At 33.9% G+C, this 13,680-nt stretch carries 18 protein-coding genes and 1 rRNA gene; all 19 read right to left on the bottom strand.

What is annotated here, in order from left to right; translation table 11 throughout:
• A 16S ribosomal RNA gene (locus tag B9N53_RS00770) occupies positions 1-106 on the bottom strand; the annotation flags it as partial.
• Positions 107-445: 339 nt separating this feature from the next.
• Positions 446-1,681: a peptidoglycan binding domain-containing protein gene (locus tag B9N53_RS00765; protein ID WP_094203280.1), complete on the bottom strand. Its 1,236-nt coding sequence runs from the start codon at positions 1,679-1,681 to the stop codon at positions 446-448.
• 100 nt (positions 1,682-1,781) lie between these two features.
• Positions 1,782-2,378: a 30S ribosomal protein S4 gene (gene rpsD / locus B9N53_RS00760; protein ID WP_002836144.1), complete on the bottom strand. Its 597-nt coding sequence runs from the start codon at positions 2,376-2,378 to the stop codon at positions 1,782-1,784.
• Between the two features lie 96 nt (positions 2,379-2,474).
• Entirely contained in the window at positions 2,475-4,448 is a 1,974-nt protein-coding gene (locus tag B9N53_RS00755; RefSeq protein WP_094203279.1) for a cell wall-binding repeat-containing protein, read from the bottom strand.
• Positions 4,449-4,602: 154 nt separating this feature from the next.
• Complete coding sequence (locus B9N53_RS00750; protein ID WP_158520784.1) at positions 4,603-6,396, bottom strand: serine hydrolase domain-containing protein; 1,794 nt, start codon at positions 6,394-6,396, stop codon at positions 4,603-4,605.
• A gap of 412 nt (positions 6,397-6,808) precedes the next feature.
• The gene (rplQ, locus tag B9N53_RS00745) at positions 6,809-7,204 is read right to left on the bottom strand and encodes a 50S ribosomal protein L17 (RefSeq protein WP_094203277.1); all 396 of its coding nucleotides are present in this window, start codon (positions 7,202-7,204) and stop codon (positions 6,809-6,811) included.
• A 13-nt stretch (positions 7,205-7,217) separates the two neighbouring features.
• Entirely contained in the window at positions 7,218-8,171 is a 954-nt protein-coding gene (locus tag B9N53_RS00740) for a DNA-directed RNA polymerase subunit alpha (RefSeq protein ID WP_002836141.1), read from the bottom strand.
• A 55-nt stretch (positions 8,172-8,226) separates the two neighbouring features.
• Entirely contained in the window at positions 8,227-8,634 is a 408-nt protein-coding gene (gene rpsK / locus B9N53_RS00735; protein WP_002836140.1) for a 30S ribosomal protein S11, read from the bottom strand.
• Positions 8,635-8,649: 15 nt separating this feature from the next.
• A complete protein-coding gene (rpsM, locus tag B9N53_RS00730) occupies positions 8,650-9,000 on the bottom strand; it encodes a 30S ribosomal protein S13 (protein WP_002836139.1) in 351 nt (116 codons plus the stop codon).
• Positions 9,001-9,012: 12 nt separating this feature from the next.
• The gene (rpmJ, locus tag B9N53_RS00725; protein ID WP_002836138.1) at positions 9,013-9,126 is read right to left on the bottom strand and encodes a 50S ribosomal protein L36; all 114 of its coding nucleotides are present in this window, start codon (positions 9,124-9,126) and stop codon (positions 9,013-9,015) included.
• A 14-nt stretch (positions 9,127-9,140) separates the two neighbouring features.
• Positions 9,141-9,356, bottom strand: a complete 216-nt coding sequence (gene infA / locus B9N53_RS00720; protein WP_002836137.1) for a translation initiation factor IF-1 — start codon at positions 9,354-9,356, stop codon at positions 9,141-9,143.
• Positions 9,337-9,621: a KOW domain-containing RNA-binding protein gene (locus B9N53_RS00715; protein ID WP_002836136.1), complete on the bottom strand. Its 285-nt coding sequence runs from the start codon at positions 9,619-9,621 to the stop codon at positions 9,337-9,339. Before B9N53_RS00715 ends, infA begins: the two co-directional genes overlap by 20 nt.
• A gap of 5 nt (positions 9,622-9,626) precedes the next feature.
• Positions 9,627-10,274, bottom strand: coding sequence for an adenylate kinase (locus B9N53_RS00710; RefSeq protein ID WP_094203276.1), 648 nt, complete (start codon positions 10,272-10,274; stop codon positions 9,627-9,629).
• 10 nt (positions 10,275-10,284) lie between these two features.
• Positions 10,285-11,559: a preprotein translocase subunit SecY gene (gene secY / locus B9N53_RS00705; protein ID WP_094203275.1), complete on the bottom strand. Its 1,275-nt coding sequence runs from the start codon at positions 11,557-11,559 to the stop codon at positions 10,285-10,287.
• Between the two features lies 1 nt (position 11,560).
• Positions 11,561-12,010, bottom strand: coding sequence for a 50S ribosomal protein L15 (gene rplO, locus B9N53_RS00700; protein WP_002836133.1), 450 nt, complete (start codon positions 12,008-12,010; stop codon positions 11,561-11,563).
• Between the two features lie 11 nt (positions 12,011-12,021).
• Complete coding sequence (gene rpmD, locus B9N53_RS00695) at positions 12,022-12,204, bottom strand: 50S ribosomal protein L30 (RefSeq protein ID WP_094203274.1); 183 nt, start codon at positions 12,202-12,204, stop codon at positions 12,022-12,024.
• A gap of 13 nt (positions 12,205-12,217) precedes the next feature.
• On the bottom strand, positions 12,218-12,724 hold the full coding sequence (rpsE, locus tag B9N53_RS00690; protein WP_002837356.1) for a 30S ribosomal protein S5: 507 nt from the start codon (positions 12,722-12,724) through the stop codon (positions 12,218-12,220).
• Positions 12,725-12,744: 20 nt separating this feature from the next.
• Positions 12,745-13,107 carry a 50S ribosomal protein L18 gene (gene rplR / locus B9N53_RS00685; protein WP_094203273.1) on the bottom strand — a complete coding sequence of 121 codons (363 nt, stop codon included), beginning with the start codon at positions 13,105-13,107 and terminating at the stop codon, positions 12,745-12,747.
• A 14-nt stretch (positions 13,108-13,121) separates the two neighbouring features.
• A complete protein-coding gene (gene rplF / locus B9N53_RS00680; protein ID WP_094203272.1) occupies positions 13,122-13,661 on the bottom strand; it encodes a 50S ribosomal protein L6 in 540 nt (179 codons plus the stop codon).
• Positions 13,662-13,680: the final 19 nt, after the last annotated feature.

The raw sequence follows: 13,680 nt of genomic DNA, 5'->3' as shown, positions 1-13,680 counted from the left end.
TTAGTAATCTTCCACCGAAGCTTCTGTTTACTAAATCCCGTTCGACTTGCATGTGTTAAGCACGCCGCCAGCGTTCGTCCTGAGCCAGGATCAAACTCTCAATTTAATGTTTGTTTGAAGCTAGCTTTTCAGCTGACTTTTGCTTTTTTTATTCTCACCGAATTATTGTTTGGTTTGTACTTCTCTCAAAGTATTTACTTTATTTAATTTATTAAGGTTCTATACTCACGAAATATATTTTAAAACGTGATTTTCAAAGTTTATTTGAAGTTCGCGTTTTGTGAGCTAACTATTACATTATACTCTTGTATTTCTTTATTGTCAAGTGTTTTTTAGTTTTTATTTTAATTAAAAAATTCACTAAACAATTGAGTGCTTATATATATTATCAAGTTTGCACTATAATGTCAAGTGAATTTTAAAATTTTTTTACTTTTATTTTACTTTAATACACTATTACTGCTATGTTGTCTGTCACATCATAATAAATGCTTTCTAACAGGTTGGGATTTGCTTGTATGTCAGAGTTTTGTTCTGTAGATATTGTGTGTCTGTAAAATCCCAGCGTGTAGTTTTTGGCGTATCCTTTTGTTTTGGTTTCTATGTTGTAGATTCCTTTTGGGAGTGGTTGTGTGATTTTGATGGGTATACTTTTTGTGATTTTGTAGTTATTGATATAGTATAGTGTTTTGTTTTGTTGGTCGATTTCAATGTATTCGTCTTGAATGTCGTTTTTGAGTCTGGACTTGGCTTGTTTCGAATACACTGGTTCGATGGTTTTATCTTCTGCATCATCTAGTGTGAGTTTTATAAGTTCGACTGTTTTTTGTTTGTCGATTTCCCATCCGTAGTCAACGGCGTTGAGTGTGATTGTTTTGTTTTCTACTGTGTTTATTGTGTGTGGTTTGTTGTAGGTATCGGTTTCTTTTTTCAAATCATCTACATAGTGTTCGATTTCACTGTCCTTATATACAAATCCTTCCTCTTCATCAAAGTCCATCATGTCACGAAGTTGTGCGCCTTTGAGTTTGTGGATTGTGTCGTTGAAATCAAAGCTTATTTCGATGTCTTTGAGTTTGTTGAGTTTGTTTTTGGCGCGTATGATGTTCCAGTCGTTTGCGTAGACTGTTGGTCTGATGTATTCGTTTTTGAGTGTAATGTCTTCTTTTTGTTCTAAGAGTGATTTTTTGATGGTGTCTTTGAGTTTATTCGTATCTATTTCGTTTCCGACTTCTTCTGATATTATCGTGTATTCGTCATCCAAGTAACTGATGTAGGCGTTGTACGATTTCTTGGCGTTTTTGTTAAGCTGTGCTTGGTAGATTTTCTTGTTGAGTTTGTCTTCGTCAATTGTGTAGTCAAAGTTGATGTTGTATTTTTTGGTGTCGAAGAATGACAAGGGCCAAGAGAATGGGTTTTGTTCTATTTTAAAATCTTCCGGTATTTTTAGGTTGAAATCCACTTCTTTTGCATCTATTATGAGTTTACGGTTGTCAGTGGCGCCTATTGTAAGTGTTCTGATGTCTGCGTTTCTGTCGACTATTTTGGATTTTTCGACAAAGCTCATGTTGTAACCGTTGACGTATGTGTTAGGTAGTGCGTAGAATGCGAAGAATGTCGTTCCACTAAAATACACTAGAAATAAGAATATTATTGTGGTTATGAGTGCTCGTTTTTTCATTTGATTTTCCTTTTTTTATGATTAATATTATTGTACTTTTAATTTGAGTATATATCAATGTTTGCAATAAAAAAAGCGAGTATAATAACTCGCCTTTTGATTATCTTGAGTACAACTCAACTATTAATGAGTCTGTAATTTCGATTGGAATTTCTTGTCTTTCAGGAAGTCTTGTCAATGTTACTTTGAAGTTTTCTTCCTTGTCAATGTAAGGTAATGATTGTGCAAAGTTTGTTTCGTAGTTTTCTTTGAACAATTCATTTGATCTTGATTTTTCTTTCAATTCGATTACAGATCCTTCAGCTACTTGGTAAGAAGGGATATCTACTTTTTTACCGTTTACTCTGATTAAACCGTGAGATACCATTTGTCTTGCTTGTCTGATTGATGATGCAAATGAAGCTCTTAGTACTAGGTTGTCTAATCTAGTTTCTAATTGTCTTACCATTACATCCCCAGTTGTAAGACCTTCTTTGTTGTTAAGGGCTTTTTCGAAGTATTTGTGCATTTGTTTTTCGTTTACTCCGTAATATGCTCTTAATCTTTGTTTTTCAAGAAGTTGCATACCATATTCAGTTAACTTCTTGTCGTTTCTTCCAAGTCCTTTACCCATTCTTTTGTTAGCTTTTGGGTGACCGCATACGTTTAGACCTAATCTTCTAGATTGTTTAAATCTAGGTCCCATCATTCTTGCCATTAATATTCATCTCCATTAAAAAATTATTTGCCGCGATAATTTTTTAAGCCAACGCTATTATATCACCTATAAGTTTGTTTTTCAACATTTTTTGTGTTAATTTTGGTGTAAATTTTCGATGAATTTAATGTATTGTTTTGCAAGGTCGTTGTCTTTATTAAGTGTAGCACCTTTTTCAAGGATTGCATCATCTATTACAACCCCATCTTTTTCGATATTTACTGATACTGCTACTTTTGTTTTTCCATTAGCTGCTACTAGTGTAAAGTAATTGTCAAATATGCTTTTTAATCTTTCACCTGTTACATGTTTTTTGTTTTCATTCATTAATTTTGCTAATTCGTTAGCTTCGGCGTTAGTAAGTTCTCTTGTAACTTTCTTACCGTCTTTTGTGTATGTCAACTTAACAGATGTTGCAACGTTTGGGTTGTTTTTGGCTAATTCTTGTTGAATTTCCTTGAATACTGTCTTTTCTCCACCTATTATAGCTACTTGAATGATTTTTGAGTTTTCAAGGTATTGTTGTGTTTTTTGTGGTAGTTTGTCTTTTGGTGTAAGAATCAATGGTACATCAAATCTTGCAGCGATTGGGTTGATTGCCAAGCTATCTGCAAATACTTCTCCACTTGCAAGGTATGCTCCTTGTGCGTCTTTGTAGAATTTGTCAGCTATTTTAAGTGATGTTTCGTATCTGTCATTGCCAGCGATTCTTTCAATTACTTGTGGTAATTCTTTTTCTAATGATTTGGATACGGAGTTTTCTCCACCTACGATGTAGCATTTTTTGATTTTGGAATCTTTTAGTGCTTGTTTTGTTACGTCGTTGATTTTATTTTTTTGTACTAATACGATTGGGTATCCGTTTTTAGTTGCGTATGCGCCAATGCTTAGTGAGTCTGCAAAATTTTCGCCGCTTGCTATGATACAAGTATCTGCGTCTTTGAATTCTTTGATGATTTCGGCGTTTGTAGCATATCTGTCAGCACCTTTGTATGATTTTACTTTACTTCCTTCTGGTAGTAATTGTGTGGCTACTTCGTTACTGATAGATTTTTCGCCACCTATTTTGACAAAGTATTTTGTTTGTAATCTTTTGATTTCTTGGATTAATCCTTTGTCTGCTGTTGTTGCATCTGTCAACAATATTGGTGCGTTGTATTTTTTAGATAGAACTGTTGCACTTAGTGAATCTGGGAAGCTGTTTTGGTTCGCAAGGATTGCGAATTCTGATGTTTTGATGTAGCTTTTAGCTATTTGGATTGATGTGTCTATTCTATCCTTGCCGTTAATTCTGGATACTACGTATTGTTTTGTACTTTGTGTGTTGTCGTCTGATTTAAGCTTATCTGCTCCCAACAATTCATTTGTATTGGCATCTACGTATACTTTTGTTCCTTCGTATTCGAATACATAAGAAACTTTTAAGCCTTTGTTTTGTGCGAATTTAGTTGGTAACTTGTCAATATCAACTACAGTAGTTTCTGATTCTACTTTTGTTTCATCAAAATCTTTGATGCTTTTTAGTTTTTCGATTGCAATTTTCTTTGCATCTTCAAGCTTTACTGAAGGAGCTTTTGTCACTTCAAATTTTTCAATTTTGTTGAATGTTTTGAGTTCGTTTGTTTTCTTGTCAAATGATACTGTTATAATGTTGTACGGATTTTTGACATTAAATGAATTTTCTTTTTCAAATACAACTTTGTATCCATTATCAAGTATGTCTTGTTTGTCGACTAATTTGTATCCTTCAGGAATGTAGCCATCTTTTTTAAGCTTAGCTATTGTGTTGTTTAAGTAATCTTCGAATTTGTCGTCTGATTTTCCTGATAACAACTTTTCCGTGCTAGAAAGCGCATCAATTCCTACAAGTTTTCCTTCTTTGTCAAATTTCAATGTTATTCCATTTTGTAATTTGATTTCATCAGCTAGGTTGGTCTTATCGATGGATTGATCGATTTTTAGACCAAGTTTTTCGATTGCATCTAACTTTTGTTTTTCATTTGAAGCGAATGAGTTTGTAGATAACAACAACGCTGATAAAGTTAGTGCAGCTACTATTTTTTTATTCATAGGTTCCTCCCAATAAATTTTTTGAATTATTCATTATTAACTAACAAATTATTCTTTATTTTATTATAATCCTATGTTTTTAATTTTGCAATTAGGCATAAAAAAACACCTACAAATGTAGATGTTTTTAGACTATTTTCCTTTTCATGATGTTTTAGAATCCCCAAAACTTATACATTTCAAAACTTAAAATCACTAAGCATTGCGTTATAGCAAAAAGACTTGTAATAAAAAACTTATGTTTTTCTTTTTTTGTAGATTCCTCATTATATTTTTTCATTCCCACAAAAATGGAAATTGCCATAAGTATCATTAAGACAGTAAATACCACACTTTGAATTATATAGGATTCTACGCTACCAATATCGCCAGTTCTATATCCCTTATTAAGGCGCATAAAAATTACCACTAAATTAATTAACGTTATCCCCATCAGACCACATAAGATATAGGAATACTTACGAAGCGGTTTTGTTTTTAATCCTTCTTTCTTGTTTTTGAGAAAATCAATAATAAAACCACCAACAACTAGTTTAACTATTCCATAGATTCCTGCAATTATAAAAAATAACATGCACAGAACATTAGTTATAGCCTTTGGTGTAGATGTAATAAAGTCTGAAAACTGAGTCTCAACAACACCATCTTCCTCATACCACCAATTCTCTAAATCTTCTTCACTGTAGGAACTCACACCCATAGCCCCCATAAATGAAAGTGGCCCTTTGAGTATTCCACGGGTATTTAGAATGAGTCCTTTTGGTACTTTCCTTTTGATTTGAGCAAGCTTAGAATCTGTGAATTTTCCATAAATAAGTTCATACATCTCATAGTTATAAATAGTTTCATGAGCTTGATTAGTCATTACTACCATTCCAACTCCACTTTTGGGATCGAATTGTAACATTGACGAACATCCAAAAGTGTTTCCACCGTGTCCAATGGTTTCAACACCATATTCACTTGAGAAGAAGCCATGATAGTTCTTCGGAATTTTGGTGGATCCATAAAAACTTGTGGCTTTATAAATTTCTTCTAGGGTGCTTTGCTTTTTAAATAGTGGTGATGGGTTCTTTTCATTAGGCATAATTGCTTGAGCAAAAGTTTTTAAATCATTTATAGTTCCAGCTGCACTTCCTGCAGGATAAAGATGAATATAGTACATACCTACACCATCGATAATCTCACCCTCAGTGTCATAGCACTTTAACTTAAGCCTTTCACTTCTTACCCAATCATTGTCCGCATATATTGGACTTATAGAACTATGTTTCATGTTTAGTGGTTCAAAAATATTCTTATGAACATAGTCCACATAATCCATTCCAGAAATTCTTTGAACTATATAAGCTGCAAGTGCAGCTGACCAGTTTGAATAGGCAGTATGTTCTCCTGGTTCATATACTTGCTTTGGCTGTCTTGTTTGAAGCGCTTCTTCAAGACTTTTTATATCAGAGGCATTTGGCGTTTGTATAAAATATGTATCTTGAAAACCTGCTTTATGATTCATAAGATCTAGCATAGTTATAGGTTTTTCAAAACTCAAGTTCTTAAGAAAATCATCAGGTAAATATTTTTTTATATCTTCAGTTAAATCGATTTTATCCTGTTCATAAAGCTGCATAACACTTACCCATATAAACAGTTTGGATATTGAACCCCATTCATACACAGAATCCAACTCTGATTTTAATTTGGCTTCTTTATCCACATAACCAAATGAATTTTCATAAATTGTTTCATCACTATCATAAACAATAACATTCATTCCACAAGTTGTGTCACTATGTTTATTAACATAATCTTCTATTTCCCTAGGTAATTCACTATAATTTAGTCCTGAAGGCAAAGTCTTTGCAGCGGCCTTAACCATAGTAATCTGACTAATTATACTAATCAACATAAAAAATACTAGTACTTTGCTAAATAACCCTTTTAAATTTTTCATTATACACCTCCGCAATACTTTTATAGTATAGTAACACACTTGTCTCATTTTCATGTTAAATAATGATTAAACTAAAGTAAATTTTAAACCATAAGTATAGTGAGACCTCACGGGATAAGTTCTGATACTTTTATCATTTACTTGCAGAATTTACGCCTTGGGGTTACGGTTACCTTTTGGGTCTTTGCCATCTTTAATCTAGCTTGCCCACCTGTTATGCCTTATATTCTGTTTCTGTTCGTCAAGCCACGATTTCGCTACCTGTTCTTCTATCCTAGATGTCACCATCTAAAACTTGCAAGTCGCTATTAGATTCGTCGGTAACTACGCTCTGTAGAAATTTTCACCCCAGCATTAGAATATGCCCGTCATACCATAAAAAAAAATAACTAAGCAAATGCTTAGTTATTTTCTATTTGTCAGCTTTCACTGTTTCTTTTTCTTCTGAGGATTCTTTTTTAGTGTAATCTACTAATTCAAGTATACACATTTCAGAACCGTCTCCTCTACGAGGTCCTAATTTTAAGATTCTTGTGTATCCACCTTGTCTGTCAGCATAAACTGGTGCGATTTCTTCAAACAATGTGTGTACAACGTCTGTTTTGTATATATATTTAAGAGCTTCTCTTCTAGCGCTCAAATCACCTTTTTTACCAAGTGTAATCATCTTTTCAGCTTCTCTTCTAGCTTCTTTTGCACGAGTAACTGTTGTTTCGATTTTTCCATTTTCGAACAATGATTGAACTAGGTTTCTTAACATTGCTGTTCTGTGATCAGTTCTTCTACCTAATTTTCTTAAGTTAGCCAATGTCTATCCTCCTTTATTCGTCTTTTATTTCTTCTTTAAATGCAAGGCCCATTTCTTGAAGTTTTTCTTCAACTTCGTCTAAGGATTTTTTACCAAAGTTCTTTATTTTCATCATATCTGCTTTTGTATGAGATACGATATCTCCTACAGTATTGATATTTGCTCTTTTCAAACAGTTAAATGATCTTAAAGAGAAATCTAATTCTTCGATATTGATGCCCATTTGAGTTTCTTTATCTTTTTGATTGTCTTCGTCGTCACTGTTTGTATTACACTCGTAGTTAGGTAATTCACTGAATAATTCCAGGCAATTGATTAGGATGTTGCTTCCTTCACTTAAGGCATCTTGTGGTCTAATTGTTCCATTAGTCCACACTTCTATCGTAAGCTTATCGTAATCAATTACTTGGCCAACTCTGGCATTATCTACTGTGAAATTAACCTTTTTCACAGGGCTAAACAGTGAGTCAATAGCGATATCTCCTATAATATCTTCGTCTGTTTTGTTAAATTCAGATATTTTGTAGCCTTTTCCGTTGATAACTGTGATTTGCATTTCCAATGAAGCGTCTTCATTAAGTGTTGCAATGTAGTGATCTGGGTTTTTAACTTCCAAATCAGTATCAACTAAAATATCCTTAGCTGTTAGAACACATGGACCTTTTATGTCTACATTTAATGATATAGGTTCTTCATTGTATTTCTTTACAGCGATACCTTTTAAATTCAAAATTATTTCAGGTACGTCTTCTTTGACACCTTTAATCGTAGACATTTCATGAGCTACACCTTGGATATTTATCTTTGATATAGCAGCTCCTGGTAATGATGATAATAAAACTCTTCTTAGAGAGTTTCCTAGAGTAGTTCCATATCCCCTTTCCAGTGGCATTATGACAAATTTACCGTAATTATTTTGTTCATCTAATTCAACGATTTTTATTTTAGTATCTAATTGTTCAGTCATAAATACAGCCTCCTTCGACAAGTCCCATCAGGAAATCCTGAATTAAGCCTATGTGTTATACTCTTCTCTTCTTTGGTGGTCTACAACCGTTGTGAGGGATTGGAGTTACATCTTTAATAGAGCTAACTTCAAGTCCAGAAGCTTGCAAACTTCTAATTGCAGATTCTCTTCCTGAACCTGGTCCTTTTACATAAACTTCAACAGTCTTTAATCCGTGTTCCATAGCTTTTTTAGCAGCTTCTTCAGCAGCTTGTTGTGCAGCGTATGGAGTTGATTTTCTAGATCCTCTGAATCCTAATTGTCCAGCAGAAGCCCAGCTTAATACGTTACCGTTAAGGTCAGTTAAACATACCATAGTGTTGTTGAATGTAGAAGAAATGTGTGCTTGACCTTTTTCAATATTCTTTTTTACTCTTTTTTTACCGCGAACGTTACGTTTTGCGCCTTTAGTTTTTAGTGCCAATTAATTTCCCCCTCTCTATGCTTGTTTTCTAGGACCCTTACGAGTTCTTGCGTTGTTCTTTGTATGTTGTCCTCTTACTGGAAGGCCTTTTTTGTGTCTTGATCCTCTGTAGCAGTTGATTTCTTTTAATCTTTTGATGTTCATTGCTACATCACGACGTAAATCCCCTTCAGTAAGATAGTTATCTAATTCAGTTCTGATATCAGATAATTCAGATTCTGTTAAATCTTTTACTCTTGTGTCAGGATTGATTCCTAATTTAGCTAAGATTTTATTTGATGATTGTCTACCTATTCCATAAATTGCAGTTAGTCCAATTTCTACACGTTTGTCATTTGGTAAGTCGACACCTTGAATTCTTGCCATTTATACCTCCTACTAACCTTGTCTTTGTTTGTGTTTAGGGTTATCGCAAATAACCATAACACGACCTTTTCTTTTTATAATCTTGCACTTTTCGCACATTTTTTTAACTGATGGTCTTACTTTCATTGCTTAACCTCCGTTTATTTCTTTCTCCATGTTATTCTTCCACGATCCAAATCGTATGGTGATAATTCAACCGTTACCTTGTCTCCTGGAAGAATTCTTATATAATTCATTCTTAATTTGCCTGAAATATGAGCTGTTATTACATGGCCATTTTGAAGTTCTACCTTAAATACCGTATTAGGAAGAGCATCTACTACTGTTCCTTCTAATTCAATAACTTCTTTGGACATCCTTGTCTTGATCCTCCTTTTTTAAATTGTTTAACATATATCTTAGTTTCTTATCTGTTAAATTCTCTAATTGCAACTTTTTGTTGTACTTTTGAAGATGTTTGATCTTCTTTTTCTTTGGTTTTTCGATTTTACGTTGTTTTCCATCTACTACCAATACATAAGAATCGTCAAGAATTTCCAAAACCATTTGTAGTTTGCCCATATCACGACCACAAGTACTTAAAACAACTTGTCCTGTTTCAAGTTTGTTGTATTGGCTCATTAATTCTAACCTTTTTTTAATTCTGTTACTAACTTATTAGTGATTTCATCTATTGGAAGAGTTCCGTCAACTGTGAATACTAAATCTTGTTTGTTGTAGAAGTCTACTAAAGGTTTAGTTTGTGAATCGTAAACTTTGATTCTATCTAGTACAGTTTCTTCTTTGTCGTCTTCTCTTTGGATTACTGGAGTTTGGCATACATCACATATTCCTTCAACTTTTGGAGGGTTGTTATCAATGTGATAGCTTGCACCACAGTTTGGACATACACGTCTTCCTGAAAGTCTTTTTACAAGAGAATCTTTGTCAACGTCTATGTTTAATACGCGGTCTAGTTTCAATCCTCTCTTAGCTAGTCCTTCATCAAGAGCTTCGGCTTGTGGGATTGTTCTTGGGAATCCGTCAAGTAAGAATCCGTTTTTACAATCTTCTTGATCTAATCTGTCCCAAACTATTTCTATTGTTAATTCATCAGGTACAAGTTTTCCTTCTGCAAGTAAGCCTTCAACTTTTTGACCTAGTTCTGTCTTTTCTTTGATATTTTTTCTGAAAATATCACCTGTTGAAATGTGAGGAATATCAAATTCTTCAATAACTCTTTTAGCTTGAGTTCCTTTACCTGCTCCCGGAGGTCCCAATAATATTAATCTCATTATAAACTCCTTACTTCAAAAATCCTTTATAGTGTTTCATAGTTAGCATACTTTCCATTTGTTTTACAGTATCTAATACTACACCTACTACGATGATGATTGATGTACCACCGAATAGGATTTGTATTCCTATAGCTTTTGATATTAGCATTGGTGCTGATGCTACTAACGCTAATATGATTGCGCCTATAAATGTTACTCTATCAGAAATTTTCTTTAGATACATGCCTGTTGGTTTACCAGGTCTAATTCCCATAATGAATCCGCCATATTGTTGCAAGTTCTTAGCGTATTCAACAGTGTTGAACTGAATTGCTGAGTAGAAGAATGCGAATATTATAATCAATAACATGTTTACTATTGAAAAGATAACTAACCCTGATGTTGTTTGTACTGTGAATATGTGGGCTAACCATACTGGCATGTCTTTGCCGAATAATAATGCTATTGTTTGTGGTAATTGTAAGATTGCTGATGCAAAGATTACTGGCATTACACCACCCATATTAACTTTGATTGGAATATGAGTTGATTGACCACCATACATTTTTCTTCCTACTACTCTTTTAGCGTATTGTACAGGAATTCTTCTTTCACCTTGGTTAATTAATACCACTACTACTAATATTATAATCGCTATTAGTACAAAAAGTAATATTTTCCACCAAGATAACATTCCTTGTCTAGATTGATAAATCATTGTACCGATTTGTCTTGGCATATTTGAAATGATACCTATGAAAATCAAGATTGAAATTCCGTTACCGATACCTCTTTCAGTAATCATTTCTCCTAGCCATACTAGAAACATTGATCCTGCTACCAAGCTTATTAGTATAACAAATCCTGTTAAAAAGCTTTTGTCTACGATTGCTCTGTTAAATAAACCATTAACTGTAGCATATCCTTGTATGAATGCCAAAATTATACTACAGATTTTAGTGTATTTACCCATTCTCTTCTTTCCTTCTTCACCTTCACGTGTAAGTTCTCCTAATCTAGGAAATGCTACTGTTAAAAGTTGAAGAATGATTGAAGCGGTAATGTAAGGGTATATCGAAAGAGCGAATATGCTCATTTGTCTCAATGATCCCCCACTTAATAGGTTCAATAAAGAAACTATTCCGCCTTCTTGACCGCTCATTATTTGTTTGATAATGGCCTTATCCATAAAAGGAACCGGTATTGCATTACCTAATCTAAAAACTACAACCATTAGTAGAGTAAAGCCGATTCTTTTACGAATGTCTAAAACCTTCCATGCGTCTTTTAAGGTTTTAAGCATCTTAAATCACCTCTACCTTTCCTCCGGCTTTTGTAATTTTTTCTTCAGCTGATTTAGTAAATTTATTAGCTTTTATAGTTAATTTCTTAGTTAATTCTCCGTCACCTAAAATCTTAACGCCGTCTTTTGCCTTAACTGGCTTAAAGAATCCTGCGTTTGCTAGGATTTCTGGTGTTATTTCGTCGCCATCTTCAAAACAATTTAAGTCTCTGATGTTGATTTCAGCGTATTGTTTTGCGAAGTGGTTTTTGAAGCCTCTCTTAGGAAGTCTTCTGAATAAAGGCATTTGACCCCCTTCAAATCCTGGTCTTACGCCTCCGCCTGATCTTGAGTTTTGTCCGTCTCTACCGCGTCCAGCATTGTGTCCTAATCCTGAACCGTAACCTCTACCAACTCTTTTTCTTGCTTTTACTTCTCCACCTTTAGCAGGTCTTAAGTTGTGTAATTTCACTATAACACCTCCTACTTAACTTCTTCTACGTCAACCATGAATGCAATGTGTCTAATCATTCCACGTACTGCATCATTGTCTTCTTTGATTACTGATTGTCCGATTTTATGAAGTCCAAGGGCTTCACAAGTTCTAATGTGTTTTTCAATTCTACCGATTTTGCTCTTTTTAAGAGTGATCTTTAATTTACTCACTTAAAAGCCCTCCTTATTTTAAAATTTCTTCTACAGACTTTCCTCTTAATTTAGCTACTTGTTCAGCTGTCTTAAGTGATTTAAGTCCTTCTACAGTTGCATTAACAATGTTTTGAGGGTTTGATGTTCCCAATGATTTAGAACGAACGTCTTTGATACCTGCTAATTCACATACCGCACGAACTGGACCTCCTGCGATAACTCCAGTACCTTCTCCAGCTGGTTTCAATAATACTCTACCAGCACCGAATATTCCTGTTACTTGGTGAGGAATAGTTGTGTTTACGATAGGAACTGTGAAGATGTGTTTTTTAGCATCTTGGCTTGCTTTTCTGATAGCTTCTGGTACTTCTTGTGCTTTACCAATACCAACACCAACGTGTCCGTTTTTATCTCCAACTACTACAAGGGCTGCGAATCTAAAGTTTCTACCACCCTTAACAACCTTAGCTACACGGTTAATATTTACAACTCTTTCTTCTAATTCTAAACCTTCTATTTCTTTATTTAAAAGTTCCAATACTAAATACCTCCCTTGCACTAAAATTTAAGTCCGGCGCTTCTAGCACCTTCAGCTAATTCTTTAACTTTTCCGTGATATAAATATCCAGATCTGTCAAATACGCATTGTTCAATGCCTTTGTCGATAGCTTTCTTACCGATTAATTCACCAACAAGTTTTGCAGCTTCCATGTTAGATTTTGATTCGCCTTTGTAATCTTTATCTAATGTTGATGCAGCTACTAATGTGTTGTGGTTAACATCATCGATTAATTGTGCATAGATGTTAGTATTAGACTTGAATACGCATAATCTTGGTTTTTCAGAAGTTCCTGTAAGGTTCTTACGAATACGTAAATGTCTTTTAACTCTATTTGCATTTTTATCAATTTTCTTAAACATACCTTACTCCTTTCTTACTTACCTGTTTTACCGACTTTACGTCTAATATGTTCATCTTCATATCTGATACCTTTACCTTTGTATGGTTCAGGTCCTCTTAGGTCTCTGATTTTTGCAGAGTAGTTACCAACTTGTTGTTTGTCGTTACCACTTACAATTATTGTGTGTTGTTCTGGTACTTCAACAGTGATTCCTTCTGGATCTTCTTTTTCAATTGTGTGAGAGTATCCCAAGTTTAACACTAATTTTTTACCTTGTTTTGCTGCTCTGTAACCAGTACCTTCTATAATTAAAGTTTTCTTAAATCCTTCAGTAACACCTTCAATCATGTTAAAAACAAGAGTTCTTGTTAAACCATGAAGTGATTTGTGTCTTTTAATGTCTGAAGGTCTTGAAACTGTGATTGTATTATCTTCTACTTTGATAATCATTTCCTTTGGCATTTGTTGAACTAATTCACCTTTTGGTCCTTTTACAGTACACAAATTGTCTTCAGTTATTTTTACTTCAACGCCATTAGGAATTTCAATTGGTTTTAATCCAATTCTTGACATGGTCAAACCTCCTTATAAT

Source organism: Finegoldia magna, from assembly GCF_002243175.1.
GTDB lineage: Bacteria > Bacillota > Clostridia > Tissierellales > Peptoniphilaceae > Finegoldia > Finegoldia magna_J.
Note: the sequence above shows the minus strand (reverse complement) of the source record. Positions and strands in the feature narration are given on the sequence as shown.